Source organism: Allobosea sp. NPDC055332, assembly GCF_053645455.1.
Genome location: NZ_JBSHMO010000006.1, coordinates 236,750 through 261,388 on the forward strand (window position 1 = coordinate 236,750; position 24,639 = coordinate 261,388).

Sequence of the window (24,639 nt, forward strand, 5' to 3'; positions counted from 1 at the left end):
GCTTTGGATGAGAACTGGATGAGAACGCCGCCCGGTCAAGGTGGTGGTTTGCAGCTTACCGAAGCAGGGAAGCGAAATTTCAGAGCTTTTCTAGCGAGGTCGAACCGCCTTTGGCTCATCCCGACCGCCGAGGTACCGCTGACCAATCTCGTGCGCGAATCCATCCTCTCCGAGGAGGAGCTGCCGCGCCGCTTCACCGCGCTCACCCCCTGCTTCCGGGCCGAAGCCGGCTCGGCCGGGCGCGATACGCGCGGCATGCTGCGCCAGCACCAGTTCGAGAAGGTCGAGCTCGTCTCGATCACCGCGCCGGAGAAGTCGCGCGAGGAGCACGAGCGCATGCTGTCTTGCGCCGAAAACGTGCTGAAGAAGCTCGATCTGCATTATCGGGTGATGACGCTCTGCACCGGCGACATGGGCTTCGCCTCGCAGAAGACCTACGACATCGAGGTCTGGCTGCCCGGCCAGAAGACCTATCGCGAGATCTCATCCTGCTCGGTCTGCGGCGATTTCCAGGCGCGGCGCATGAATGCCCGCTACAAGACCAGGGACGGCAAGGGCCCGTTCTTCGTCCACACCCTCAACGGCTCGGGCACGGCGGTCGGCCGCGCCTTGATCGCGGTGATGGAAAACTACCAGAACGCCGACGGCTCGATCACCGTGCCCGACGTGCTGGTTCCCTACATGCGCGGGGTGGCCCGCATCGAGAAGGCGGCCTGAGCCCATGCGCATCCTGGTGACCAATGACGACGGCATCCATGCCGAGGGCCTCGCCATCCTCGAGCAGATCGCCAGGCAGCTCTCCGACGATGTCTGGGTGGTCGCGCCCGAGACCGACCAGTCGGGCGTGGCGCATTCGCTGTCGCTCTCGAACCCGCTGCGCCTGCGCCAGATCGAGGAGAAGCGCTTCGCCGTGCAGGGCACGCCGACCGATTGCGTGATCATGGCGGTGCGTTCGGTCATGGCCGAGATGAAGCCCGATCTCGTGCTCTCCGGCGTCAATCGCGGCCAGAACGTCGCCGAGGACGTGACCTATTCCGGCACCATCGCTGCCGCCATGGAAGGCACGCTGCTCGGCATCCCCTCGATCGCGGTGAGCCAGGCCTATATGCCGGGCGACCGCACCAGCATCATCTGGGACTGCGCCCTGCAGCATGCGCCCGGCATCATCCGCCGCCTGCTGGAGGAGGGGATTCCCGACGGCATCCTGTTCAACCTCAACTTCCCGAACGTGGCGCCGAGCGAGGTTGCGGGTGTCGCCGTCACGGCGCAGGGCCGGCGCGATCAGGAGCTGATGCGGCTGGAGCCGCGGCGCGACGGGCGCGGCAATCCCTATTACTGGATCGCCTTCCAGCGCGGGAAGCACGAGCCGGCCAACGGCACCGACCTGCGCGCGCTCGCCGAGAAGAAGATCTCGGTGACGCCGCTCGAGCTCGACCTGACGCATGAGCCGACGATGACGCGCTTCGCCCAGCTCTTCGCCTAGAGCCGATCGATACTGCGATGAGCGAGGAGAGCGCCAGCAACGAGAGCGAACGCACGGTCGCCTTCCTGCTGTCGCTCAGGGCGCGCGGCGTCCGCGATATCGCGTTGCTGCGGGCGATGGAGCGCGTGCCGCGCGAGCATTTCGCGCCGTCGCGCTTCGCCGATCTCGCCCGCCAGGACGTCTCGGTGCCCTTGCCTTGCGGCCAGACGATGACGGCGCCGCACACGGTCGCCGCGCTCGTCGGCGCGCTCGAGATGAAACCCGATTGCCGCGTGCTCGAGGTCGGCTCCGGCTCGGGCTATGTCGCGGCACTGCTCGCGGCGATGGGCGGCAAGGTCGTTTCGCTGGAGCGCTACCGCACGCTTGCGCTCGCCGCGCATGAGCGCCTCACCGGTGGCGGCTTCGCCAAGCTCGTCGAACTGCGCCATGCCGACGGTTTCCAGCCCGACCGCACGCTCGGCCGCTTCGAGCGCATCCTGGTCAACGGCGTGATGCAGACGGTGCCGGAGGCGTTGCTGGCCCGGCTCGAGACCGGTGGCCGGCTGGTCGGCGCGCTGCGCGTCGAGGGGGCAGGGCGGCTCGTCGTCGTCACGCGCAGCGAGGATGGCTTCGACCATGCGCTCGGCCCGGTCATCCGCATCCCGCCGCTGGCGCCGGGATTGTCGCAGGCACTGTGAGCGGCGGCCATTCCGGGGCACGCCAAGGCCTGACGCTCGAACCGTCAATGCTCTCCCAGCTCGTCATGCTCGGCCTTGTGCCGAGCATCCTCGTCTTGAACGCCACGCTCGACCAGCGAAGACGTGGATGGTCGGGACAGGCCCGACCATGATGGGAGCCTCCCGTCAGGAAGATTGCGGCCGCCTTCAGAAATTCACCTGAGCTGTCAGCAGCGAAACGCCTTCTTAACCTAACCGGCTCTTTAATGCGGACCGTAGAGTTGCGTCGTTCGCGAGTGCAGAGTCCATGCGTAAGCAAGTCGAGCTGGCCGTGCCGAAATCCGTGGTTCGCGTCGTGTCGGTCTGCGCCCTTGCAGCCGGTCTGGGCGCCTGCTCCTCGGAGGCGATGCGCTTCACCGAAGCGCCCTTCGGCAACCCCTTCAAGACGGCTCAGGCCCCCGCGCCCCAGCGCGATCCGGCGACCACCGGCTCGATCGGCCGCGGCGCGCCCAACCAGTCCTATGAGACGGCCTCCGCCACCGGCAATCCCGGTGTGCGCAGCCAGCCCCTGCCGCCGCCGAGTTCTTCCGTCGCGCTTCGTGCGACGCCGCCCGCGGCACCTGCGCCGAGCGCGCCCGGCTCGGCTGCCGGCTGGAGCGCCCAGGGCGGTACACCGATCGTCGTCGCGCATGGCGAGACGCTGGAAGTGATCTCCGGCCGCTACGGCGTGCCGCGCTCCGCGCTGATGCAGGCCAATGGTCTCTCCGGCGAGGTCACGCCGGGCTCGCGCATCGTCGTTCCCGTCTACAATGGTGGCGGCGCTCAGGCCGCCGCGCGCCAGCCGGCGCCGAGCGACAATCGTTTCGAGCAGCCGCGCCTTGCGCCGCCGCCAGCGTCCCGCCCGGTTGCGTCCGTGCCGGCCAGGCCGGCCGCCGCTGTCCCCAAGGTCGCAGCCGTCGATCCCAGGGCCGAGGCGGCCGAGGCCAAGGAGAAGGCCGCCGCCGACGCCAAGCGCATGGGCGAGGCCCGCGCCCGCTTCGCTGCCGAGGCCAAGGCCAAGGCGGCTGCCAAGGCGGCCAACGAGACCAAGACCGCGGCGCTGCCGGCTCAGCCCCCCGCTGCCAAGCCCAAGGCCGCTGCGCCGGTCGTCGCCAGCGCTCCGGCTGACAAGGTCACCACTCAGCCCAGGGCCGTCGCGCCCGCTCCGGAGCCCAAGGCCGCGGAGCCGCAGACCACCGCGAGCCTGCCCAAGGCGGAGGAGCCGGCTTCGTCCAACGCCGATTTTCGCTGGCCGGCCCGCGGCCGCGTCATCGCCGGCTATGCCGGCAAGGGCGGCAACGAAGGCATCAACATCGCTGTGCCGGAAGGTACGCCGGTCAAGGCGGCCGAGGGCGGCGTCGTCGCCTATGCCGGCAGCGAGCTCAAGGGCTATGGCAATCTGGTCCTGATCCGCCACCCGAACGGCTATGTCTCGGCCTACGCCCATAATGGTGAGATCAGCGTCAAGCGTGGCGAGCAGGTCAAGCGCGGCCAGGTCGTCGCCAAGTCGGGCCAGACCGGCAACGTCAACTCGCCGCAGCTGCACTTCGAGCTGCGCAAGGGTTCGACCCCGGTCGACCCGATGCCCTATCTCAGCAGCAGCAACTGATCTTGAACTAGACTTCGGCCGGTACTCGCGAGACCCCGCCGGTCGAAACGAGGCGGGGCGGTCCCAGGAAAGGCCGCCCCGTTTTGCTTATGTGAGATGCGTTGAGCAGGAGCGGTTGCAGTTCACTCAGTTCCTGAGCTCTTTCAGAAGATCGTCAAAAGGTCTCAAATCTCGCTTCAGCCGCTCAAAACTCTCGGCGATCTTTACCGAGCAGTCTCTGGTGACGAAGTCCTTGCCAAAAAAATAGGGTACAAAAAGATAGAGAATTTCGCCGCTGAGTAAGTCTATTAGGGCAATGTCTCCGCCATTAGAGGTTCCAATTGGGAGCCAATCCGCGGAAACTCTGCTTTCAAGTATATCAATTTCGTTCAAAATCTTGTTTATAGAGAACATCTCCGCGATATCAGCTATCGGCTCGTCATCGAGTCCGCTTTTGATCGCGCTGTCGATCAATTTCCCACCGCCGGTTTCGGAAAGCCAGTTGCGATAGGCCTCTGGCAGCTTCCGGCCGATCTGGCTTTCCAGATCGAGCAGTTCCGCTTCCTCGGGCCTGCCGTTTTCTCGCTCCAAGCGCACGCTTTCCTCGCTATCTTGCCTTGCCTCGACTCGTCATTTCGATCCGAGCCGGACGGCGGCTTCACACTGCTCTTACGTGAAGCCGCGCCGAGTTTAGCGAGCCTATGCGCTCCAGCGTCACCCTTCCAGCTTCGTCTCCAGCCGGCCGGCCAGGTCCTGGATGTACTGCCAGGCCGTGCGCCCCGAGCGCGAGCCGCGCGTCGTCGCCCATTCCAGCGCCTCGCGCCGCAATGCTTCAGGCTCGATCGTCAGCCCGAAATGGCCGACATAGCCGTCGATCATCGCCAGGTATTCGTCCTGGCTGCATTTGTGGAAGCCGAGCCAGAGGCCGAACCGGTCCGACAGCGAGACCTTCTCTTCCACAGCCTCACCAGGATTGATCGAGGTTGAGCGCTCGTTCTCGACCATCTCGCGCGCCAGCAAATGCCGGCGATTCGAGGTCGCATAGAACACGACATTCTCCGGCCGGCCCTCGACGCCGCCGTCGAGCGCCGCCTTCAGCGATTTGTAGGAGGTGTCCTGCCCGTCGAAGGAGAGGTCGTCGCAGAAGACGATGGCAGGGTGCGGATCGGCCTTGAGCAGCCCCATCAGGACCGGCAGGCTCTCGATGTCCTCGCGATGGATCTCGATCAGCTTGAGCGGGAGGGCGCCGGCCGGCAGGCGCTGGTTGGTGTCGGCATGCACGGCCTTGACCAGCGACGATTTGCCCATGCCGCGCGCGCCCCAGAGCAGGACGTTGTTCGCCGGCAGGCCGCGGGCGAAACGCTCGGTGTTCTCCGCCAGCGTGTCGCGCACCCGGTCGACGCCGCGCAGCAGCGACAGCGCGACGCGGTTGACCTTGGCAACCGGCGAAAGCTCGTGGCCGGCCGCATGCCAGACGAAGGCGTCGGCAGCGGTGAGATCAGGCTTGCGCTTCGCCGGCGGAGCGAGGCGCTCGAGCGCGTCGGCGATGCGCAGCAGGGTGGCGAGCGTCGGATCGGTGGCGGTGTCGGTCATTGCAGGCATGTCCGCATGAATGATGCGTACCGAACGGTACGGTACGCTCATAAACCTCCGCGGCCTCGGAAGGCAAGACCATTGCGCGCAGGGCAGGGAGCGCTTAGCTGGGGGATGCGGCCGAAAGACCGGTCGCTTTCGATTGATTTCATGACATCGCTGGCTATAGTCCGCGCGATTTTGCAACCCCCGCGCCGGCCGGCCGTCAATCGGCGGCGACGTGAAGGAGCCTTCCCGTGATCACCCCCGCTTTTGCCCAGGGCCTTGGAGGCGGCGGCACCAACGACGTGCTGATGTCGCTGGTTCCGTTCGTCCTGATCTTCATCATCATGTGGTTCCTGATCATCAGGCCGCAGCAGAAGCGGGTGAAGTCGCATCAGGAAATGATCAAGAACGTGCGCCGCGGCGACACGATCGTCACCTCGGGCGGCATCATCGCCAAGGTCTCGAAGGTGATCGACGACGCCGAGATCGAGGCCGAGATCGCCGATGGTGTGCGCGTGCGCATCCTCAAGGGCATGGTGTCGGACGTGCGCGCCAAGGGCGAGCCGGTCAAGAGCTGAAGGCCGTGAGGCGCGGGGCCTGAAGGCACCCGCGCCCGCCAACAAGGCTGTTCATACAGATGCTTCGTCTCCAGGCCCGCAAGGTCATTCTCGTTCTGCTCGTGCTGGTCTTCGGCTGCGGGCTCGCCGTGCCGAACCTGTTCTCGCCCGAGACCCGCAAAGCGATCGAGCAGGGCGCGCCGGCCTGGATTCCGCGCTTCCTGCTGCCGATCCATGCGATGACGCTCGGCCTCGATCTGCAGGGCGGCTCGCACGTTCTGCTCGAGATTGACCGGGCCGACCTGATCCGCAGCCAGGTCACGCAGCTGCGTGACGATGTCCGCCGCATCCTGCGCGAGGAGCGCGTCGGCCTGCAGGGCGGCATCGGCCTGACCCCGCGCGGCGTGCAGTTGCGCGTGCCGGATCAGGCAGACCGCGCCAAGCTGATGCCGAAGTTCCGCGAACTGGCGCAGCCGATCGGTACGCTGGGCGCCTTCGGCCCGTCCGGCAACCGCTCGATCGACGTGAGCGAGAATCCGGACGGTCTGATCCAGCTCAACGTGACCGAGGCCGGTGCCAACGAGCGCATCCGCCGCGCCGTCGAGCAGGCGATGGAAGTGCTGCGCCGGCGCGTCGACGCGCTCGGCACCACCGAGCCGAACATCCAGCGCCAGGGCCTCGACCGCATCCTGGTCCAGGTGCCGGGCCTGCAGGATCCGCAGCGGCTGAAGCAGATTCTCGGCGAGACTGCCAAGCTCCAGTTCCGCATGGTCGCGGATGCGAACGCCAGCGATGTCGACATGCTGCCGTCGCAGGATCAGGGCGGCCAGCCGATCCCGATCAGCCGCCAGGTCATCGTCGAGGGCGAGGATCTGATCGACGCCCAGCCGGCCTTCGACCAGCGCACCAGCCAGCCAATCGTCAATTTCCGCTTCAACATCCGCGGCGCCCAGCGCTTCGGCCAGGCGACGACCGAGAATCTCGGCCGCCAGCTCGCCATCGTGCTCGACAACAAGGTGATCTCGGCCCCGGTGATCCAGTCGCCGATCACCGGCGGCTCCGGCCAGATCTCCGGCAACTTCACCGTCGAGCAGGTCAACAACCTCGCCATCCTGCTGCGTGCCGGCGCGCTGCCGGCGAAGATGACGATCGTCGAGGAGCGCACCGTCGGCCCCGGCCTCGGCCAGGATTCGATCCAGGCCGGCAAGATGGCGACGATCATCGCGACCGTGCTGGTCATCCTCTACATGATCGGCAATTACGGGCTGTTCGGCTTCATCGCCAGCATCGCGCTGCTCGTGCACGTCTGCCTGATCCTCGGGCTGATGTCGCTGCTCGGGGCAACCATGACCTTGCCGGGCATTGCCGGCATCGTCCTGACAATCGGCACGGCAGTCGACTCGAACGTGCTGATCTATGAGCGAATGCGCGAGGAATCGCATCTCGGCAGATCGCTGGTCTCGGCGCTCGAGGCGGGCTTCCAGCGCGCCTTTGCCACGATCATCGACTCCAACGTCACCATGCTGATCGCGGCGGTCGCCCTGTTCGCACTCGGCTCCGGCCCGGTGCGCGGCTTCGCCGTCGTCTTCATCCTGGGCATCCTGACCACGGTCATCACCGCGGTGACGCTGACGCGCATGCTGATTGCGCTCTGGTATCGCTGGGCGCGGCCGAAGGCCCTTCCGTTCTGAGCCCGCAGGCCAGGAGTTAGAGAAAAACCATGCGCCTGCTTCGCATCGTTCCCGACAACACCCGCTTCCGCATCGTTCACTGGCGGCGCCTCGCCTATCCGTTTTCGGCGGCCTATTCGGTGCTGGTGCTGGTGCTGTTCCTGACGGTCGGCCTCAATTTCGGCATCGATTTCCGCGGCGGCACGCTGATGGAGATGCAGGCCAAGAGCGGCAAACCCGACATCGCCCAGGTGCGCCAGACCGCCAACAGCTTCGGCTTCGGCGAGGTCGAGGTCCAGGAGTTCGGCAATGCCGGCGATCTCTCCATGCGCTTTGCGCTGCAGCCGGGCGGCGAGGTCGCGCAGCAGGCGGTGGTCACGAAGGCACGGGCGGCATTCGCCGAAGCCTACGAGTTCCGCCGCGTCGAGACGGTCGGCCCGCGCGTCTCGGGCGAGCTCGTCCAGGCCGGCACGCTCGGCGTCGTGCTCGCGATCATCGGCGTGCTGGTCTATCTCTGGTTCCGCTTCGAGATGCAGCTCGCCATCGGCGCGATCGTCGGCACCATGCATGACATCGTGCTGACGCTCGGCTTCTTCCTGATCACGCAGCTCGAATTCAACCTGACCTCGATCGCGGCGATCCTGACGATCGTCGGCTACTCGCTGAACGAGACCGTCGTGGTGTTCGACCGTACGCGCGAACTGTTGCGCCGCTACAAGACCATGCCGATCCCGGAGCTGCTCGATCTCTCGGTGAACTCGACCCTGTCACGCACCGCGATCACCTCGACCACCACCGTGCTCGCGCTGATCGCGCTGGTCTTCTTCGGCGGCACTGCGATCGAGGGCTTCGCGCTGGTCATGTTGTTCGGCGTGGTGGTCTGCACCTATTCGGCGATGTTCGTCTCGACGCCGGTGCTGCTCTATCTCGATGTCCGCGCCGGCCGCCTCGACCAGAGCGAGGACGTGGCCGAGGCCAAGGTTCGGGTCTGAGGGTTGGTGGAACGGCGCTTCGACGGCTTCGTCCCCGGCCGGTACCAGCTCGATGGCTTCGGCGCCGGCGGATTCCGCTTCGCCGAGATGAGTCATCGCGGCTCGATCCTGGCGACGCCGGCCGGCATCCGGATCTGGCCGGTCACGTCCTTTGCGGAGGTGACGCTGGAGAGCCTGCAGCCGGTTCTCGACGAGGCCGGGACGATCGATTTCCTGATCCTCGGCATCGGCCACGACATCGCTTTCCTGCCGGCCTCGCTGCGCGACCCCTTCAGGGCTGTGGGCATCACAGTGGAGGCGATGGCGACGCCGGCTGCGGCGCGCACCTACAACGTCCTCGTCGGCGAGGAGCGGCGCGTTGCCGCGGCGCTGATCGCGGTCGACTGATTGGCGATCAAATCCAACCAGCCATGTCGCTCCCGCGTAGCCAAGGCCGCTGGCTGAGCCTAGACTGCGGCCGCTTCGACCCGCGTGACGGCGGGAGCGGGGAGGGCGCATGATTACCAGAACCGAGGACCGCGCCGGCACTGCGCCGGGTCCGCTCTCGCAGGCCTATGGCCACTGCCTGGCGCTGGTGCGCGAGCATGATCCGGACCGCTATATCGCCTCGCTCTATGCGCCCGAGGCGCTGCGCCCCGGCCTGTTCGCCCTCTACGCCTTCAGCCACGAGATCGCGCGCGTGCGCGAGCAGGTCAGCGAACCGCTGCCGGGCGAGGTCCGCCTGCAATGGTGGCGCGACGTGCTCGAGGCCGGTCCGGACGCGCCCGCGCCGGGCCATCCGGTCGCGCAGGCGCTGCTCGACACCGTCAGGCGCTTCCGTTTGCCGATCGCCCCGCTTTCGGGCCTGATCGAGGCCCGCGTCTTCGATCTCTATGACGATCCCATGCCGGCGCTCTCCGATCTAGAAGGCTATGCCGGCGAGACCTCGAGTGCGCTGATCCGGCTCGCCTGCCTGGTGCTGGCGCAAGGGCGCGATCCCGGCGGTGCCACGGCCGCAGGCCATGCCGGCGTCGCCTATGCGCTCGCGGGGTTGATGCGCGCCTTCCCCTGGCACGCGGCGCGCGGCCAGGTCTACCTGCCGGCCGACCTGCTCAGCCGCAACGGCGTCACCCGCGAGGACATCGTGCGCGGCCGCGGTGGGCCTGGACTGATCTATTCGCTGAAGGAGATGCGGGCGCTGGCGCGCATCCATCTGCGCAAGCTCAACGATCTTTCTGCCACCGTGCCGGCTTCGATCCGGCCGGCCTTCCTGCCGGTCGCACTGGTCGAGCCCTATCTGCGCCAGATGGAGCGGCGCAGCTATGATCCCTATCGTACGATTATCACGCTCTCGCCGCTGCGGCGGCAATGGGCGCTGTGGCGCGCGGCACGGACGGCTGGGCGGTAGGCGCTCGCAAACCATACGAACTTGTCATCCCGGGCGTAGCGAAGCGAAGACCCGGGATCCATGCCTGAGCCTCATTGAGTGGCGTTCCGGCATGAATCCCGGATTGGCGCGGCTGGCGCCGCTTGTCCGGGATGACCTGATCAGGATTGGGCCGGTTCACTCCGCCGCCTGCGCGCTGCTCGCGCCAACCCACTCATCCAGCTCCACCTTCGCCCGCGCCGTCAGCGCCTGCTTGCGGGCAACACTCTTGGCCGGGCCCTTCAGGCGCTTGCCGTCCGGGCCCGTCGTCGCCACGCCATCGATCGGCGGGAACAGGCCGAAATTGATGTTCATCGGCTGGAAGGAGCGCGGCCCCTCGTCGATGGTGACGATGTGGCCGCCGGTGATGTGGTTGACCAGCGCCCCCAGCGCGGTCGTCGCCGGCGGCAGGACCAGCGGCTGGCCGAGCCGCTCGGCCGCGGCGAGCCGGCCGGTCAAAAGGCCGATCGCGGCGCTCTCGACATAGCCCTCGCAGCCGGTGATCTGCCCGGCGAAGCGCAGGCGCGGATCGGCCTTCAACCGCAATTGCGGATCGAGCAGCTCCGGCGAGTTGAGATAGGTGTTGCGATGGATGCCGCCGAGTCGGGCGAATTCGGCGTTCTCCAGCCCAGGAATCATCCGGAAGATCGCGGCCTGCTCCCCGTATTTCAGCTTGGTCTGGAAACCCGTCATGTTGAACAACGTGCCCAGCGCATTGTCCTGGCGCAGCTGCACGACGGCATAGGCCTTCACCGTCGGGTTGTGCTTGTTGGTCAGGCCGACCGGCTTCATCGGCCCCCAGCGCAGCGTCTCGCGGCCGCGCTCGGCCATTACCTCGATCGGCAGGCAGCCGTCGAAATAGGGCGTGCCCTCCCACTCCTTGAACTCGGTCTTCTCCGCCGCGAGCAGCGCGTCGATGAAGGCCTCGTACTGGTCGCGGTCGAGCGGGCAGTTGATGTAGTCGGCGCCGGTGCCGCCCGGCCCCGCCTTGTCGTAGCGCGATTGGAACCAGGCGACGTCCATGTCGACCGAATCGAAATGGACGATCGGGGCGATCGCGTCGAAGAAGGCGAGCTCGCCCGCTCCCGTGAGCGAGCGGATGCCCTCCGCCAGCGCCGACGAGGTGAGGGGGCCAGTCGCGACGATGACCTTGTCCCATTCGGCCGGCGGCAGGCCGGCGATCTCGCCGCGTTCGATCGTGACGTTGGGATGGGCTTCGAGTGCGGCGGTGACGGCGGCGGAGAAGCCGTCACGATCGACCGCGAGCGCGCCGCCCGCCGGGACCTGGTGCGCATCGCCCTTGGCCATGATCAGCGAGCCGAGCCGGCGCATCTCCCAATGCAATTGGCCGACGGCGTTGGAGGACGAATCGTCCGAGCGGAACGAGTTGGAGCAGACCAGCTCGGCCAGCCCTTCCGTCTTGTGCGCGTCGGTGCCGCGCACCGGGCGCATTTCGTGCAGGACGACCGGAACGCCGGCCTCTGCGATCTGCCAGGCGGCTTCCGAACCGGCGAGGCCGCCGCCGACGATGTGGATGGGTGCGATTGCGGTGGATGTTGTCATGGCCGCGATGTGTCCGCGGCGGCGCCCGAGGTCAAGGGCGTTGGGCTGCATCCAGGCCCAGAAACGCAAAATGCCCGCTCGAAAGCGGGCATTCGCTCTTCGACCAGACCCTGAGGGGAGGAACGCGGGGTCTAGGAGAAACTACTCGTCCAACCTGGGCGGTCGGAAATCAGGCAGTCGCGTGGGTACGGGCGACGTACTGGATGTCCGAGCGCGACAGGCCGAGGTCGTCGAGCTCACGGTCGGTGAGGCGGGACAGCTCGCGGACGGTCTCGCGATAGCGAAGATAGGCGCGGATCTTGGAAGCGATCATGGACAGGAACATGGCGATAACCTTTTGGTTTTTCGGGGTTTGGCCCCGACAGCGATGAATTCGTTGTGCACTGCATATAGAGAGGTCAGTGTGCTTCTCACAGGGGCGCGTCGTCAGTTCTGTTATGCTTTCAATGCATGGCAAATTAAGAGATCGTTTGGAAACGGCCGCTGACCCGCGCAGAGCGCTTAACGATTTTGTCAGAACAGTGAAATTTTGGCCTAAATTTTAGGCGACAATAGGCCTCGTTCTGGAGCGCTTCGGCCATTGCCGCGATTTCGTGCAGAATCGCTGCGGTTTGCCATGCGATTTGCACTGCAACATTGGTTGCGGGGCCGAAGGGGCGCGTAACGCCCTGTTCACCATCAAGGGATTCGAGAAGAATTCCACCAATCCGGCCGGCGGGCGTCATGAGCGCGCATGGGATCGGTGGCATGATTCGGTGATTCTGGTCAGAGCGGGGCAGGGCATGCAGGGGGCGGGCTATTGCGAGCGGTTGAGCGGGGCTTTTTGGGCCGAGCCGCTCAATGCGATCAGCAATGGTGCCTTCCTGCTGGTGGCGCTGGCGGCATTCCTTCTGCTGCGCCTGCAGGGGCGTCGCGACTGGCCGGCCGAAGCGCTGACGGTGCTGGTCGCGATCATCGGTGTCGGCTCCTTCCTGTTCCACACCATGCCGCAGCGCTGGACCCTGCTGGCCGACGTCGTGCCGATCCAGCTCTTCGCGCTCTGCTATTTCGGCCTGGCGCTGAGCCGGTTCCTGGGCCTGTCGCCATTGGCTGCAGCGATCGGTGCGCTGCTCTTCCTCGCCGCCTGCTTCGGTCTGGCCGCGGGTCTCTCTCCGCTATTGCCCGCCGGCATGCGCGGTTCGGCCGGCTATGCCGGCTTTGTCGTTGGCCTCTTCGGCGTCGCGCTGGCGGCAAGGCTGCGCGATGATGGTGCCACGGCAGCTCGTATCGCCGTCGCGGGCCTCGTCTTCACGCTGTCCCTGACCTTCCGCTCGCTCGATTCGATGCTGTGCGGCACGGTTCCGTTCGGCCTGCACTGGGGATGGCACCTGCTCAACGGGCTGTTGCTCTATCTGCTGCTCCGGGCAGCCATCCTCGCGCCACGTAACTGAACCGCATCGCCGTTTCGTTGGGTGCCGAACTAGGTGCTTGACCATGCATGTTTAGTTATATAACAAGATAGTTACATAAAGAGGTCGACATGAATAGGTTGGACGCAGCCTTTTCCGCTCTCGCCGATCCGACGCGCCGGGCGATCCTGGCGCGGCTGGCCCTCGGCGAAACCACGGTGATGGACCTCGCCGAGCCCTTCGCGATGTCGCAGCCGGCGGTGTCGCGGCACCTGAAGGTGCTGGAGGAGGCGGGGCTGATCACGAGGCGGATCGAGGGAACGAGGCGGCCCTGCCGGCTGGCGCCGGGAGCGCTCGAGGAGATCGACAAATGGCTCGCCATGCTCCGGCGAGCTCTGGAAGCGAACTACGACCGGCTGGACCAGCTTCTGGCCGAGATGGAACCGGGCAAGGAGAAAGACCAAAAATGACCAGGCTCACGCTGAAGACCGAGGGCGACACCCATGTCGTCGTCACCCGCCGCTTCAAGGCTTCGCCGGAGGCGGTCTACCGCGCCCATACCGATCCGGCGCTGATCCAGAAATGGCTACTCGGCCCCGATGGCTGGACCATGCCGGTCTGCATCAATGAGGCGAAGCCGGGCGGCAGGATCCGCTATGAATGGAGCGACGGGAAGGGCAACGGCTTCTACCTCACCGGCGAGTACGTCGCGCTCGAGCCGTTCAGCCGCATCCAGCATGTCGAGCGCATGCACCTGCCCGAGCCGTGCCCGGACAACCATGTCGAGACCCGCTTCGAGGCCGACGGTACCGGTACGCTGATGACCATGCGCATGACCGTGCCCGACCGCGCCACCCGCGAGGCCATGCTGGCCACCGGCATGGAGCACGGCATGGAGGCGAGCTATGCCCGCCTCGACGAGATGGCGCCCTGAACGCTGTTCCGCCCCACGCAGCGGCGATGGCTTGACCCGCCGCCGGCACGCCCGGAAGCTTCCCCTCGCCATAAAGAGGGGAAGCGCATGCCGGATCCGGCCCAGGAACTCGATCTCGCCGAACTTAAAGGCCGGCTCTATTCGGCCGTGCTTTCCGACGTGCTCGACGAGCTCGGCCATCCCGACCAGGCGGTGAAGCCCTTCGTGCGCCCGCTCGACGAAGCCTCGGTGCTCTGCGGCTTCGCCCGCACCGGGCTCTACATGAAACGTTACCATCTCCCGGCCGGGCACAACCCCTACGCCCTTGAGATGGACCTGATCGACAGCCTCAAACCCGGCGAGATTCCCGTGCTCGCCTGCGATGGGCCGACCGACCGGATCGCGCCCTGGGGCGAACTGCTCACCACCGCCTCGAAGGTGAGAGGCGCCGCCGGCTGTCTCACCGACGGGCTGGTGCGCGATGTCCGCCGCATCCGCGAGCTCGGCTTCCCGGTCTTCCATGGCGGCATCGGCCCGCTCGACACCAAGGGCCGGGCCGAGATGATGGCCGCCGACGAGCCGGTCGAACTGGGCGGCGCCCGCGTCGCGCCGGGCGATTTCATCTTCGGCGACGTCGACGGCGTCGTCATCGTGCCCCGCGCCATCGCGCCCGAGGCGATCCGGCGGGCGCTGGCCAAGATCGAGGCCGAGGATTCGACCCGCGAGGAGCTCCTCGCCGGGAACAGCCTGCGCTCTGTGTTCGAGCGCCACGGGGTGTTGTGACCCCATCCTCCGTCATTCCGGGGCAGGCCGAAGGCCTGAGCCCGGAATCCAGAGCCGATGCGCTCGATCGTTCTCCAAACGGATGCAGCGCCTTGTCCGGCGACGGCATCGGTTCTGGGTTCCGGGCCCTTCGCTGAGCGAAGCCCCGGAAAGACGCGCCGCCCTCAGCTACACCGCTCCAGCAGCCTAGACGCCGCGGTCACGCCTTCGAGCGAGAAGGTGTAGCTGGTCTCGTTGCCGCGGGCCGAGCGCGCCGCCAGCACCATCTCGTCGCCGGCCTTCATCGCCGCGAGCAGCTCGCCTTCGCGCTCCAGCCGCTGCAGCCAGGCATTGTTGCCCGAGGTCAGCATGCGGAAGCTCTCGTCGCCGATCGTCACGGTGACGGTCGAATCCTTGGCGAAATCATAGCCGGTCTGGAAGCTCGACTCGGTGCGGGCCTGCGCGTTTGGCGCTGTCTGAATGAAGAAGAACACATCACCATGACGCAAGGTAGCAGGTGTCTCGGCACTCGGTGAGGAGACGATATAGCAACGCTTGCCTTTATCGCCGTCATAAGCGGCTACGTTCCACTGTTTGAACTGGCCGAGTGGCTGGGCTGGAGCGGCGAAAGCCGAGGCCGTTGCCGCGAGAAGGCTGAGCGCCGCGAGAGGGGCCAGTCTGATCATCGGGTCATCTCCTGTTTGCATCGCAGGGATGTCCAAAAGCGGTTTAACAAGGCGTAAACAAGACCCTCACAATGCCGTGCGACGGAAGGGCGCGGGAGGCGCCTCTCCACCCTCCGCCCGGTCCGCGGCCGCCTTGCCGGCATCGATGCGTTCGGCCAGTGTGGCTAAGCTGCTCCGCCGGCATGGCGCGGTTCGCGCTCATTGTCGCAGCCCGGGGGGCGAGCCGTGGATGACGAGGGCCGGGACCTTCACAGGACGCTGGAATACCGCGCCACCACCAGCATCGCCCGGCTGCTTCCGACTGGCCTGCTGCTGATCTTCATCGGGCTCGCCCTCCTCGTCCTGGCCGATGCCAACGACAAGCTTGCGTCACGAGGCCACTATCTCTTCATCGCTTTGGCCGTGGTCGTGGGCCTCGGCGTCATCGCGGTTGCGCTCCGGGCGCGCTACCGGCGCGGCGAGCCGATGTTCGTCCTGTCGCCGGCCGGTATCCATCATCGTTGGGTCAGGCAGGTGCTCATCCCCTGGCACGAGGTGCAGGCCATCGAGACCGCCGACATCGTCACGAGGCTGTTCAATCCCGTGTCGCTGATCTCCGGCAGTCAGGCCCTGCTCTACAGAACCTCGCTTTATCCCGATGTCACCGTGATCGTGGTGTCACGGCAGTTCTACGAGAGCAGGCTCCATGTGAACTCGTTCTGGCTGCGCGGCCCCGGCTGGAGGGGCAATTTCATCCCGTATGGCGAGACGGTGCAGGTCGCGCTGCACCACGAGCTCGTCGCGGCCGATCGACAGCAGCTCCGCCAGGCGGTTCGGTCCCGCTGGCTCGCCTTCCGCGATCGGACGGAAACGGGGCAGGGAACACAGACCGTCCCGGTGACAGGTCCCTCCCGCGCTCGGCCGGAGGGCGTGGCCATGGGCGACGATCCGCGGACGCTGTCGCGCTTTCAGCTGCTCCAGATCGCCGTGCTCCTGGCCGGCATCGCCGCCGCCGGGGCCAATATCGCAGGATTCTGGCAGCTCGACGGGCAAGGCGCGGCGAGGCAAGCCCGTGCCAAGGTCCTCGATGACCGCCGGGAGCGGCAGGCTGCCCAAAAGCGGATGCAGGAGGAGGCGAAGCAGCGCGCCGCCGAGGACAAGCGACGGCAGGAGGAGAACGAGGATGTCCTGCGCCGGGCCTTCGGTCGCTGACGCGACGCCTGCCTTCTCCCAGACGAGGTCCGGCGGGCAACCCGGCAAAGTGACGCTGCAGCCATGCCCTCGGGAACATCCCCGCCGCAGCGCCGTAATCTCTGGACCAGGTACGGCATGGAGACGACGATGAAGGTCCGCAAGTTCTCGCTCGGCGACGCGTCGCTGGAGCGCTCCCCCGGACAGGATGGCGAGGTCTTCGTCGGCAATCTGGTCGACGAGCGCCATGGCGGTCCGATCACGATCGGCTATGGCCGCTACGGGTCGGGTCAGCGCCTCGCCGAGACGATGGCGGTCGACGACGTCATGATCGTCCTAGAAGGGCGGCTCTCGGTCGAGACGGCGGCCGGCACGCTGACCGCCGGCCCCGGCGAGATTATCTACATGCCCAAGGGCGAGATGGTGACCATCCGCTCGCATGAGGACGGCGCCGTGACGGCCTATGTCACCTATCCGCACTGGCGCGAGGCGCACGCCTGAACGAGCCGAGCACAGCTCACGCACGACACGCAGGTTTGACGGGCGAGGCGAGGGAACCGCGACCCAGCCTTCTCCCCGGCGAGAGAAGGTGGCGCGGAGTGCCGGATGAGGGCCTGCCCTATCCGCGGAAGGCGCTGCGGCCTCGTACGGGGAGGGCGGGCCCTCACCCCTGCCCCTCTCCACTGATCTCGGGCTTGCCCGAGATCAGCACGCGAAGTGTCGAAGTCGGGTTGACCCGACTTCGATGCGGAAGAGGGGTTCTCCGTCGCGCTCCCCACGCGCTTCCTTCACCCAGCCTTGAGTTCGATCTCAAACGGACCGGGAGGCGGCCGAGGCGATGTGATCAGCGAAAGGGGGGCGGGGGCAATGGTGGCTCTTCACTGAGTAGAGTGATCCTCACCCGTCGGTTTGGCGCGATGTAGGGATTGTCGGGGAAGACCGGCTCGGTGTCGGCGCGCCCCACCACGGAAGCGAAGCGGTCGTTGGGGAACCCTGCGCCCGACAGGATCTCGCGGACGGCGAGTGCGCGCCCGGTGGTAAGGCTCCAGGGCTCGGCGCCCGCCGCCGAGCCCGGGCGTGCGGCGGAGGTGTGGCCGGTGATCGCCAGGCGGTTGGGCAGGCGGCGCAGAGTCGGCGCGAGCGTCTCCAGCACGCGACGGGTGCTCGGGTAGGGCTGGACCGAGCCCTCGGGGAACATGGAGCGGCCGGACTCGTCCATGAGGGCGACATCCAGCCCCTCCTTGGTCGGCTCGATCACGATGTTGCGCGACAGATCGGCAATTTCGGGCATGCTCTGGAGCGTCTGCCGGAGGCTGGCTATCGCGCTGTGGCTGGCCTGCTGGCCGGCAGCCGAGCGGTTGGCCTCGCGGTCGCCGCTGCCGCCGGAGCTGGTCCGGCGCGCCTTGTCCTCCGGCTTGGAGGTCCCCGTCGCTGCCTCGCGTGGCGTCAACGGTTTGCTGCCTGATTTGTCGAGGGCGCTACCCCAGAGCATGCCGCCGGCGCCACTGGTGCTGGGGCTCAAGGACCCCGGCGCGAAATACTCCGCCAGGCCTTCCTTCTGCTCCTGCGTCGTCATGCTGATCAGCCACATCAGCAGAAAGAACGCCATCATTGCGGTCACGAAGTCCGCATAGGCGATCTTCCAGGCGCCGCCATGGTGCGCATGAGCGGCCTTCTTGACCTTCTTGACGATAATCGTCTGGGCGGGCTTGCTCATCGGGTCCCTGCTGGAGATTGGGCCGGATTAGGCGGCCAGTTTGGCGGTTGCCGCTTCCACTTCGCTGAAGCTCGGGCGGACGTCGCTCATCAGAGCCTTGCGGGCGAACTCGACCGCCATCACCGGCGGCTGGCCGCTGATATGGGCGAGGAGACCCGCCTTGAGCGACAGGAAGTATTTGGCTTCCGCCTCGAAGGTGCTCTTGAGCGACGCCGCCATCGGCGCGAAGAAGCCATAGGCGACGAAGACGCCGAAGAAGGTGCCGACGAGCGCGCCGCCGATCAGGTGTCCCAGCACCTCCGGCGGCTCCTTGATCGCCCCCATCGTCTTGATCACGCCGAGCACGGCGGCGACGATGCCGAGCGCCGGTGTTCCGTCGGCGATCGACTGCATGGCCGAAACGAGACGCTCCTGCTCCTGGTGGTGCGTCTCCAGTTCCTCGTCCATGAGGGCGTCGATCTCGTGGGCGTTGTTGGCGCCCAGCGTCAGCATGCGCATGTAGTCGCAGACGAACTCGACCGCATGATGGTTCGCCGCAAATGTCGGGAAGGCATTGAACAGCGTCGACTCGCTCGGATTTTCAATGTGCTGCTCGACCGCGAGCATGCCCTTCTGCTTCACGAGCTTGTACAGTGAATACTGCATCCCGAGCAGCTCGACATAGCATTCCTGTGTGTATTTGGAGCCCTTGAAGATCGTGCCGAGCATGGACGGCACGGCCTTGAGCACCGGCGGGGGATTGCCGATGACGAAGGCGCCGATCGCTGCGCCGAGGATGATGACGAACTCGAAGGGCTGCCAAAGGACCTCGAGGTGGCCACCCATGGCCGCGTAACTGCCGAAGACGCAGACGAAGACAATGATTGCGCCGACGATCAGCCGCATGGTTTGCTACCCTCGCACCACAGCAGCTACAGCCCGCGCGAAGCCACCACTCCTCCGAAGAAATGAACGATCGAGGTTAATGGCGAGTTAGGGGCACGAAAGGCCTGGGGCGACAAATTGGCCCAGCGGAGGAAAAGAGCCCGCAGGACCGCTAGCCGATCAACCCGACCATGCCGACGACGATGGGCCCCATCAGCGGCAGCAGCACATTGGAGATCGCGTAGGTGACGGTGTAGCCGATGACCGGCGTGGAGTTGCCCGCGAGCGAGACGAGCGCGCTGATCGCGGGCGTGCTGCAATGCTGCCCCGCAATGGCGCCGAGCAGGATCGGCGCCTCGATCCTGAGCAGATAGCGGCCGATATAGAGCGAGGCGAGCGCGGGCAGGGCCGAGACCAGGATCGACAGCACCGGCAGGATCAGTCCGTATTGCCTGAGCAGGGCGAAGGCCTCCGGCCCGACCGAGAGCCCGACCGCGGCAATGAAGGTCGCGAGCCCGAAATCCTTCATGAAATCGGCGGCCGCGTGCGGGATCGCGCCGCGCTGTGGCCGGTGCATGTGCAGCCAGCCGAAGATCAGGCCGGAGACCAGCGCGCCACCGCCGGTGCCCAGCGTCAGGTTGAGTGCCCCGATCTGCAGGCTGAGCTCGCCGAGCAGGAGGCCGACGACGATGCCGAGCCCGAGCATGACGAAATCCGTCGCGGCGCTCGCCGGCAGCAGATGGCCGAGCTCCGGGGCGGCGCGGATGATCGCCTCCTCCGAACCGTAGAGGGTCAGGATGTCGCCCTGCTCGAGAACCGAGCCGGGCAGGGCAGGGATATTCTGGCCGAGCCGCCGGATGCGCGAGATGAAGACGCCGCGTCGCTGCTCGGCGCTGGCGAGCCGGCGCAGATCGCGGATCCGGCGCCCGCTGACCTCGCGGCGCACGAGCACGACCTCGCGCTCGACCAGCGGGACATTGTCGCCGGCCGGCATCGGCACCTCCGCGCCGAGGCGTTCGCTGACGGCGATGACGGAGCGCCGCCGGCCGAGCACCAGGACGATGTCGTCCGGCTCCAGCACGGTCTCGGTCGCAGCCTTGGTGAAGCCCGAGCTGCGCCCGACCTGATCGATGGTCACGACGCCGTTGACGCTGTTCTCGAAGGCGCCGACGGTGCTGCCGGCGATCGGCCCGACGCGGAAGCTGCGCGAGACGATCTCGGGCACGCCGTTCTCCTTGCCAACCTCGTCCTCGGCCCCGAGGTCGCGGGCAAGCGCCGCCGAGGCCTCGCGGATATCGACCCCGAGCAGCAACGGGCCGATCTGGGTGACGACGACGACGATGGCGACGAGGCCGAACAGATAGGTGACGCTGTAGGCGGTCGCCATGTTGGCCTGAAGCCGGTCGATCTCGCCGGCCGGCAGAGAAAGCCGCGCGATCGCCTCGGAGGCCGTGCCCAGAACGGCGGATTCCGTCGCCGAACCGGCGAATAACCCCGAGGCCGTGCCATAGTCGAGCCGGAAGAGCGCGACGGCCGCCGCCAGCAACAGCAGCACGGTGACGACCTCGACGAAGGACAGGATGCCGTAGCGCCAGCCGCCGCGAATATTGTTGAAGAATTGCGGGCCGGCCGTGAAGCCGAGCGCGAAGATGAAGAGCGCGAAGGCGACGTTCTTCAGGTCCGGGCTGATCTTCACGCCGAGCTGTCCGATCGCCAGCGCGACGAACAGCGTGCCGCAGACACCGCCGACCTGGACGGAGCCGATCCGGATCTTGCCGATCAGATAGCCGAGGGCCAGGGAAAGGAAGAGCGCAACAACCGGTTGTTCAACGAATGACACGATGAAACCCAGTCTTGGAGCAATCTGCGACCAAGACTATCGATGGCGCTCCCGAAGCGCGCAAGGCCCAGCGATTTTCGCTTGCGTCAGCCGCGGACGACAGCTCGACGGCTCCTGCCGGCCGTGACGCCGCCGCTTCCTTCTCCCGGATGGGAGAAGGTGGCGCGGAGCGCCGGATGAGGACTTGCCGTCGCCGCAGAAGGCGCGGCGGCTCCGTTGCGGCCTCATGCGGGGAGGGCGGGCCCTCACCCCTGCCCCTCTCCACTGATCTCGGGCTTGCCCGAGATCAGCACTCAGAGTGTCGAAGTCGGGTAGACCCGACTTCGATGCGGGAGAGGGGTTCTGTTGCGCTTCCCGCGCCCTTGCACCACACACGCGCCAAACCCCGCCCGCAGGCCTGCCTGCGGGCGCCTCCAAATACGGGGCTGGCGGAGCGCCGCGAGGCGCGTTGAGTAGCATCCGCTTCCGTTGAGCCAGGAAGCGGCGCGGATGGTCCCCATCCGCACGCCCCGTGGCGCTCCGCCTTCGGCGTTTTCAGTCTCCGGGCCGCGCTTCTGCGAAGCCGGCTGCTGACCGTGTCGCGATGCCAATGGGCGCCAGTTCCCCTCTTCGGGTCGTCGCTCCCTTCGGCCATCGCGTTGGTCCGAGCCGGGCTCGACCGGATTGGATCAATCCGATCGAGCCCGTCTCTCACTTTGAGTAAGAGACCGCTTTGTCCAATCGGCAAGCCGATTGGAGCGGGCTTTCGTGCAGCCGCTTCATCTAGCGAGCTCCTCGCACAGGGGTCGTAGTGCCCCCAGGGCGGTGCCCCGAAGCCTCCCGGGAGCGGGGCGTAACCCCCACCCGCAGGCGCCGACCCTCACCCAGCCTCTGGCATACCTCCGGACGGCCGCCCCGTATGGGTGATGGGCGAGGGGATCATACGGGAGGTTTTGGCAGCGGGGATAAGTTCGTTGCCGCCGGCTCTGAAGCTATGAATTCTGGAGGGATTTGGCGCTTCAATCTGCGGCGGGTTATGGTTAACGCCCTATTAGCTGCGCGTGCCTATGCTCTCGGAGCAGCTTGCATCGTCCGAAAAATGAACCGGTATGTTCTCTATTTGTTCTTTTTCTGGAGTGGCGTAAACTGCACGGCTCCTGAAGGTGACGACCGTGGCGCAGAAATCAGAAATCGAGTGGACTGACGCGACTTGGAACCCGGTGACGGGATGCACCAAGATCGGTCCTGGGTGCGACAACTGCTATGCGGAGCGGTTCGCGGAACGGTGGCGCGGGACGCCGAACCATCCCTATACCCAAGGCTTCGACCTGACGCTCTGGCCGTCCCGCTTGGAGCAACCCGCGCTTTGGCGGAAGCCGCGCATGATCTTCGTCAATTCCATGAGCGATCTTTTCCACAAAGAGGTCGACCGCGCTTTCATCGACCGGGTGTTCGACGCCATGGAGAAGGCGGATTGGCACGTCTACCAAGTCCTGACGAAGCGCAGCTCGCTTATGCAGAAGTACGTCCGCACTCGATACAATGGCGGCCCGGTGCCAAAGCATATCTGGCTTGGGGTTTCTGTCGAGGACGCCGGGCATGTCAGTCGGATCGAGCACTTGAAGGCCATCAATACGGAGGCCCGATTCATCTCGTTCGAGCCACTACTGGGGCCGATCGATGAGGTTGACCTTGTCGGAGTGGCATGGGCGATTGTCGGCGGGGAAAGCGGTCCGGGGGCTCGGCCGATGCATCCTGACTGGGCGCGCCGTCTCCGCGATATCTGTGACCGAGATGCGGTCGCCTTTTTCTTCAAGCAGTGGGGCGGTGCTAGGCCAAAATCTGGTGGGAGACTTCTCGACGGCGAGGAGTGGAATGGTTTTCCGTGGCAGATTGTGCCTAAAATAATTCTCGATTCCTTGGGTCATGAGCATGTCTGATGCTGCCGAAAATCGAGAATTACTATCTCCGTGAGCAGTCATATATTAAGCATCTATTTCTAGTAAAATATCTTGAGAATGCGGCCTACAAGTTATTCCTTGGGAGGTCGCCAGTTTTCAATTACGTGGATGCCTTCTCTGGACCATGGAGGAATTCCGACGTCGAGGCCATGTCTGATACATCATTCGGCCTTGCGATTGCGTCACTCGAAAAGGTCCGTTCGATACTGGTGAATATGGGTTTCTCCGGGCTAAAGGTACGATTTCGCTTTTGTGAGAAGAATCCTGAGGCATTCGCCAAACTTCAGGCATTCGCCGCGGGCAAGTCTGATTTTGATATCAAGGTGTTTCCTGGTGCATTTGAGAACAATCTCGATGCGATAAAGGCGTCGTGCGTCGATGTCCGTGAAAGCTTCACGTTCACCTTCGTCGATCCTACTGGATGGGATGTCGATTCTGGACCCATATTCTCATTCCTGAAGGATCTCCGTGGGGAAGTTCTCTTCAATTTCATGGCGGAGCATGTGAATCGGCATGCGGGGTGGGATGGTGTTGCGCAATCGGTAGGTCGCTTCTTGGCTGACTCGAACTGGCGGCCAGCCTTCGAAGCCATCATCGGGGGATCAAATGAAGAACGCATCCTCCAGCTGCTCAAAGCGAACATGCGCCGTGCGGGGGCTGCCACCTATCTGCCGGACATTGTGATTAAAAAGCCGCGCGAAAACCGCATCAAGATGCGTCTAATCCTCGGCACTCATAGCGGACACGGCGTGGACGTCTTCCGGAAGGTACAACAGGACGTCGAGTCCGATGCTCTGCGGACTCGCAATGCGATTAAGACGGCAGAAAGCGGGCAGTTCCCGCTGTTTTCCGATGAGCAGATCGTCGATTTCGAGGCACAGCGCGCTGGCGTGGGATGCCCCGCCAATCTGGAGGCAGCTAGGCAAGCACTGCTGCAAGCCGTCTCCACTCGTCCCGGAACAGCTTATGGCAAGCTGGCATTTGAGATCATGGAGCAAGTGCCTGTCACTCGAACGCACGTGAACAAGATCGCGATGGCCGAGCGCAAGAGCGCGCGGCTCCGGTTTGATCTTCCCCCGAACAAGCGGACACCCCAACTGGAGACCAAGCTGTCTCCGGGAGCGTGATTACTTAGGCCTAGCCTACTCCGCCGCCTGCCTTGCCCCCGTGCCCTTCAACGGCCGCCGCTCCAGCACTTCCTTGAGGAAGCGCGCGGTGTGGCCTTTGCCGATCCGGGCGACATCCTCCGGCGTGCCTTGCGCTACCATCTGACGACCTTCAACCGATTGGCTCGGGGAGGGGGCGGCTCGCGGCGTATCCGGGGAACAACCCAGCCTAGCGCGAGCGCGCAGGCTTCAACGGCCGCCAGGGGCCGATCATGCAGACCACGGCGTCGACATCGTCGAACGGCACGATGAGATGATAGGTGTCGGATTGCAGGCGTCCGGCCGGGATCGACTGGTTGCGATAGGCGAACCGGAATGGCTTGTCGGTCTTGCGATCGGCTTCGCAGGTAAAGGTCTGGAAATCGACCGGCAGGGGCGCCTCCTTCTTGAAGCGCAGCCGGATCTCGTAGGAATAGAGCTTGTCGCCCTGATTGACGATGAAGGAGCGCTCGGGGACGAAATCCCGCGACGCCGAACGCCGGACGGCGATGCCCGTGATCTGGGGCGGCTCGTTGGCAGCCTGCGCGCAGGCGACGCCGGGACCGACGAGTGACAAGGCCAGGGCAAGGGCCGCTGCGTTCTTCATGGCGCCTGATTCCATCCGTGCGGCCGTTCCGCACGCGGCTGGTTGCAGGCCAACTCTTGGTTGTCAATCGGCCGCG

General features: G+C 65.7%; 26 protein-coding genes and 1 pseudogene. 17 read left to right on the forward strand and 10 right to left on the reverse strand.

The window, feature by feature from the left end:
- Positions 1-114: 114 nt before the first annotated feature.
- The 4 genes and pseudogenes from serS to ACWIGM_RS29970 form a co-directional block, all read left to right on the forward strand.
- Positions 115-717: pseudogene (gene serS, locus ACWIGM_RS29955) on the forward strand (serine--tRNA ligase); the annotation flags it as partial.
- Between the two features lie 4 nt (positions 718-721).
- Positions 722-1,483 carry a 5'/3'-nucleotidase SurE gene (gene surE / locus ACWIGM_RS29960; protein WP_454029630.1) on the forward strand — a complete coding sequence of 254 codons (762 nt, stop codon included), beginning with the start codon at positions 722-724 and terminating at the stop codon, positions 1,481-1,483.
- A 17-nt stretch (positions 1,484-1,500) separates the two neighbouring features.
- A complete protein-coding gene (locus ACWIGM_RS29965; protein WP_454029631.1) occupies positions 1,501-2,160 on the forward strand; it encodes a protein-L-isoaspartate O-methyltransferase family protein in 660 nt (219 codons plus the stop codon).
- 286 nt (positions 2,161-2,446) lie between these two features.
- Positions 2,447-3,787, forward strand: a complete 1,341-nt coding sequence (locus tag ACWIGM_RS29970) for a peptidoglycan DD-metalloendopeptidase family protein (RefSeq protein ID WP_454029632.1) — start codon at positions 2,447-2,449, stop codon at positions 3,785-3,787.
- 126 nt (positions 3,788-3,913) lie between these two features.
- Here ACWIGM_RS29970 and ACWIGM_RS29975 read toward each other — a convergent pair whose 3' ends face one another.
- Both ACWIGM_RS29975 and ACWIGM_RS29980 read right to left on the reverse strand, forming a co-directional pair.
- Complete coding sequence (locus ACWIGM_RS29975) at positions 3,914-4,357, reverse strand: SMI1/KNR4 family protein (protein WP_454029633.1); 444 nt, start codon at positions 4,355-4,357, stop codon at positions 3,914-3,916.
- Positions 4,358-4,480: 123 nt separating this feature from the next.
- Positions 4,481-5,359: an ATP-binding protein gene (locus ACWIGM_RS29980; RefSeq protein ID WP_454029634.1), complete on the reverse strand. Its 879-nt coding sequence runs from the start codon at positions 5,357-5,359 to the stop codon at positions 4,481-4,483.
- Between the two features lie 293 nt (positions 5,360-5,652).
- Here ACWIGM_RS29980 and yajC point away from each other — a divergent pair, with 293 nt between their 5' ends.
- The 5 genes from yajC (at position 5,653) to ACWIGM_RS30005 (ending at position 9,950) form a co-directional block, all read left to right on the forward strand.
- Positions 5,653-5,922, forward strand: coding sequence for a preprotein translocase subunit YajC (yajC, locus tag ACWIGM_RS29985; protein ID WP_454029671.1), 270 nt, complete (start codon positions 5,653-5,655; stop codon positions 5,920-5,922).
- Between the two features lie 59 nt (positions 5,923-5,981).
- Entirely contained in the window at positions 5,982-7,592 is a 1,611-nt protein-coding gene (gene secD, locus ACWIGM_RS29990) for a protein translocase subunit SecD (protein ID WP_454029635.1), read from the forward strand.
- A 29-nt stretch (positions 7,593-7,621) separates the two neighbouring features.
- A complete protein-coding gene (gene secF, locus ACWIGM_RS29995) occupies positions 7,622-8,563 on the forward strand; it encodes a protein translocase subunit SecF (RefSeq protein ID WP_454029636.1) in 942 nt (313 codons plus the stop codon).
- 6 nt (positions 8,564-8,569) lie between these two features.
- Complete coding sequence (locus tag ACWIGM_RS30000; RefSeq protein WP_454029637.1) at positions 8,570-8,950, forward strand: Mth938-like domain-containing protein; 381 nt, start codon at positions 8,570-8,572, stop codon at positions 8,948-8,950.
- Positions 8,951-9,062: 112 nt separating this feature from the next.
- The gene (locus ACWIGM_RS30005) at positions 9,063-9,950 is read left to right on the forward strand and encodes a phytoene/squalene synthase family protein (protein WP_454029672.1); all 888 of its coding nucleotides are present in this window, start codon (positions 9,063-9,065) and stop codon (positions 9,948-9,950) included.
- A 156-nt stretch (positions 9,951-10,106) separates the two neighbouring features.
- Here the strand turns inward: ACWIGM_RS30005 and trmFO are convergent, their stop codons facing one another.
- Both trmFO and ACWIGM_RS30015 read right to left on the reverse strand, forming a co-directional pair.
- Positions 10,107-11,531, reverse strand: a complete 1,425-nt coding sequence (gene trmFO, locus ACWIGM_RS30010; protein ID WP_454029638.1) for a methylenetetrahydrofolate--tRNA-(uracil(54)-C(5))-methyltransferase (FADH(2)-oxidizing) TrmFO — start codon at positions 11,529-11,531, stop codon at positions 10,107-10,109.
- Between the two features lie 169 nt (positions 11,532-11,700).
- Entirely contained in the window at positions 11,701-11,856 is a 156-nt protein-coding gene (locus ACWIGM_RS30015; protein WP_092157112.1) for a DUF1127 domain-containing protein, read from the reverse strand.
- 430 nt (positions 11,857-12,286) lie between these two features.
- Between ACWIGM_RS30015 and ACWIGM_RS30020 the strand changes: the two genes are divergently transcribed.
- From ACWIGM_RS30020 to ACWIGM_RS30035, 4 genes are all read left to right on the forward strand, one after another.
- Complete coding sequence (locus ACWIGM_RS30020; RefSeq protein WP_454029639.1) at positions 12,287-12,961, forward strand: ceramidase domain-containing protein; 675 nt, start codon at positions 12,287-12,289, stop codon at positions 12,959-12,961.
- 89 nt (positions 12,962-13,050) lie between these two features.
- A complete protein-coding gene (locus tag ACWIGM_RS30025; RefSeq protein WP_454029640.1) occupies positions 13,051-13,389 on the forward strand; it encodes an ArsR/SmtB family transcription factor in 339 nt (112 codons plus the stop codon).
- On the forward strand, positions 13,386-13,853 hold the full coding sequence (locus tag ACWIGM_RS30030; protein WP_454029641.1) for an SRPBCC domain-containing protein: 468 nt from the start codon (positions 13,386-13,388) through the stop codon (positions 13,851-13,853). Before ACWIGM_RS30025 ends, ACWIGM_RS30030 begins: the two co-directional genes overlap by 4 nt.
- 87 nt (positions 13,854-13,940) lie before the next feature.
- Entirely contained in the window at positions 13,941-14,615 is a 675-nt protein-coding gene (locus ACWIGM_RS30035; RefSeq protein WP_454029642.1) for an RraA family protein, read from the forward strand.
- 164 nt (positions 14,616-14,779) lie between these two features.
- Here ACWIGM_RS30035 and ACWIGM_RS30040 read toward each other — a convergent pair whose 3' ends face one another.
- On the reverse strand, positions 14,780-15,280 hold the full coding sequence (locus ACWIGM_RS30040; RefSeq protein WP_454029643.1) for an invasion associated locus B family protein: 501 nt from the start codon (positions 15,278-15,280) through the stop codon (positions 14,780-14,782).
- A 225-nt stretch (positions 15,281-15,505) separates the two neighbouring features.
- On the opposite strand from ACWIGM_RS30040, the gene ACWIGM_RS30045 reads away from it, so the two are divergent.
- Positions 15,506-16,471: a hypothetical protein gene (locus ACWIGM_RS30045; RefSeq protein ID WP_454029644.1), complete on the forward strand. Its 966-nt coding sequence runs from the start codon at positions 15,506-15,508 to the stop codon at positions 16,469-16,471.
- A gap of 129 nt (positions 16,472-16,600) precedes the next feature.
- A complete protein-coding gene (locus ACWIGM_RS30050; RefSeq protein ID WP_454029645.1) occupies positions 16,601-16,951 on the forward strand; it encodes an AraC family ligand binding domain-containing protein in 351 nt (116 codons plus the stop codon).
- 343 nt (positions 16,952-17,294) lie between these two features.
- Here the strand turns inward: ACWIGM_RS30050 and ACWIGM_RS30055 are convergent, their stop codons facing one another.
- The 3 genes from ACWIGM_RS30055 to aspT form a co-directional block, all read right to left on the reverse strand.
- On the reverse strand, positions 17,295-18,167 hold the full coding sequence (locus ACWIGM_RS30055; RefSeq protein WP_454029646.1) for a flagellar motor protein MotB: 873 nt from the start codon (positions 18,165-18,167) through the stop codon (positions 17,295-17,297).
- A 27-nt stretch (positions 18,168-18,194) separates the two neighbouring features.
- The gene (motA, locus tag ACWIGM_RS30060) at positions 18,195-19,052 is read right to left on the reverse strand and encodes a flagellar motor stator protein MotA (RefSeq protein ID WP_454029647.1); all 858 of its coding nucleotides are present in this window, start codon (positions 19,050-19,052) and stop codon (positions 18,195-18,197) included.
- A gap of 151 nt (positions 19,053-19,203) precedes the next feature.
- Positions 19,204-20,871 carry an aspartate-alanine antiporter gene (aspT, locus tag ACWIGM_RS30065; protein WP_454029648.1) on the reverse strand — a complete coding sequence of 556 codons (1,668 nt, stop codon included), beginning with the start codon at positions 20,869-20,871 and terminating at the stop codon, positions 19,204-19,206.
- Positions 20,872-22,022: 1,151 nt separating this feature from the next.
- Here aspT and ACWIGM_RS30070 point away from each other — a divergent pair.
- Together ACWIGM_RS30070 and tcmP are read left to right on the forward strand one after the other, a co-directional pair.
- Complete coding sequence (locus ACWIGM_RS30070) at positions 22,023-22,790, forward strand: DUF5131 family protein (RefSeq protein WP_454029649.1); 768 nt, start codon at positions 22,023-22,025, stop codon at positions 22,788-22,790.
- Positions 22,790-23,938, forward strand: a complete 1,149-nt coding sequence (tcmP, locus tag ACWIGM_RS30075; protein WP_454029650.1) for a three-Cys-motif partner protein TcmP — start codon at positions 22,790-22,792, stop codon at positions 23,936-23,938. Before ACWIGM_RS30070 ends, tcmP begins: the two co-directional genes overlap by 1 nt.
- Before the next feature lie 15 nt (positions 23,939-23,953).
- On the opposite strand, the gene ACWIGM_RS30080 is transcribed toward tcmP, so the two are convergent.
- Positions 23,954-24,079 (reverse strand): hypothetical protein, encoded by a 126-nt coding sequence (locus tag ACWIGM_RS30080; RefSeq protein WP_454029651.1) that lies wholly within the window; start codon positions 24,077-24,079, stop codon positions 23,954-23,956.
- A 67-nt stretch (positions 24,080-24,146) separates the two neighbouring features.
- Positions 24,147-24,563 carry a hypothetical protein gene (locus tag ACWIGM_RS30085; protein WP_454029652.1) on the reverse strand — a complete coding sequence of 139 codons (417 nt, stop codon included), beginning with the start codon at positions 24,561-24,563 and terminating at the stop codon, positions 24,147-24,149.
- Positions 24,564-24,639 lie beyond the last annotated feature (76 nt).

What these genes read in the sequence shown, in the direction of transcription:
- surE (WP_454029630.1), top strand. Translation starts at nt 722, where the DNA reads ATGCGCATCCTGGTGACCAATGACGACGGCATCCATGCCGAGGGCCTC.
- ACWIGM_RS29965 (WP_454029631.1), top strand. Translation starts at nt 1,501, where the DNA reads ATGAGCGAGGAGAGCGCCAGCAACGAGAGCGAACGCACGGTCGCCTTC.
- ACWIGM_RS29970 (WP_454029632.1), top strand. Translation starts at nt 2,447, where the DNA reads ATGCGTAAGCAAGTCGAGCTGGCCGTGCCGAAATCCGTGGTTCGCGTC.
- ACWIGM_RS29980 (WP_454029634.1), bottom strand. Translation starts at nt 5,359, where the DNA reads ATGACCGACACCGCCACCGATCCGACGCTCGCCACCCTGCTGCGCATC.
- yajC (WP_454029671.1), top strand. Translation starts at nt 5,653, where the DNA reads ATGTCGCTGGTTCCGTTCGTCCTGATCTTCATCATCATGTGGTTCCTG.
- secD (WP_454029635.1), top strand. Translation starts at nt 5,982, where the DNA reads ATGCTTCGTCTCCAGGCCCGCAAGGTCATTCTCGTTCTGCTCGTGCTG.
- secF (WP_454029636.1), top strand. Translation starts at nt 7,622, where the DNA reads ATGCGCCTGCTTCGCATCGTTCCCGACAACACCCGCTTCCGCATCGTT.
- trmFO (WP_454029638.1), bottom strand. Translation starts at nt 11,531, where the DNA reads ATGACAACATCCACCGCAATCGCACCCATCCACATCGTCGGCGGCGGC.
- ACWIGM_RS30015 (WP_092157112.1), bottom strand. Translation starts at nt 11,856, where the DNA reads ATGTTCCTGTCCATGATCGCTTCCAAGATCCGCGCCTATCTTCGCTAT.
- ACWIGM_RS30025 (WP_454029640.1), top strand. Translation starts at nt 13,051, where the DNA reads ATGAATAGGTTGGACGCAGCCTTTTCCGCTCTCGCCGATCCGACGCGC.
- ACWIGM_RS30030 (WP_454029641.1), top strand. Translation starts at nt 13,386, where the DNA reads ATGACCAGGCTCACGCTGAAGACCGAGGGCGACACCCATGTCGTCGTC.
- ACWIGM_RS30035 (WP_454029642.1), top strand. Translation starts at nt 13,941, where the DNA reads ATGCCGGATCCGGCCCAGGAACTCGATCTCGCCGAACTTAAAGGCCGG.
- ACWIGM_RS30040 (WP_454029643.1), bottom strand. Translation starts at nt 15,280, where the DNA reads ATGATCAGACTGGCCCCTCTCGCGGCGCTCAGCCTTCTCGCGGCAACG.
- ACWIGM_RS30050 (WP_454029645.1), top strand. Translation starts at nt 16,601, where the DNA reads ATGAAGGTCCGCAAGTTCTCGCTCGGCGACGCGTCGCTGGAGCGCTCC.
- ACWIGM_RS30055 (WP_454029646.1), bottom strand. Translation starts at nt 18,167, where the DNA reads ATGAGCAAGCCCGCCCAGACGATTATCGTCAAGAAGGTCAAGAAGGCC.
- motA (WP_454029647.1), bottom strand. Translation starts at nt 19,052, where the DNA reads ATGCGGCTGATCGTCGGCGCAATCATTGTCTTCGTCTGCGTCTTCGGC.
- tcmP (WP_454029650.1), top strand. Translation starts at nt 22,790, where the DNA reads ATGCTGCCGAAAATCGAGAATTACTATCTCCGTGAGCAGTCATATATT.
- ACWIGM_RS30080 (WP_454029651.1), bottom strand. Translation starts at nt 24,079, where the DNA reads ATGGTAGCGCAAGGCACGCCGGAGGATGTCGCCCGGATCGGCAAAGGC.
- ACWIGM_RS30085 (WP_454029652.1), bottom strand. Translation starts at nt 24,563, where the DNA reads ATGAAGAACGCAGCGGCCCTTGCCCTGGCCTTGTCACTCGTCGGTCCC.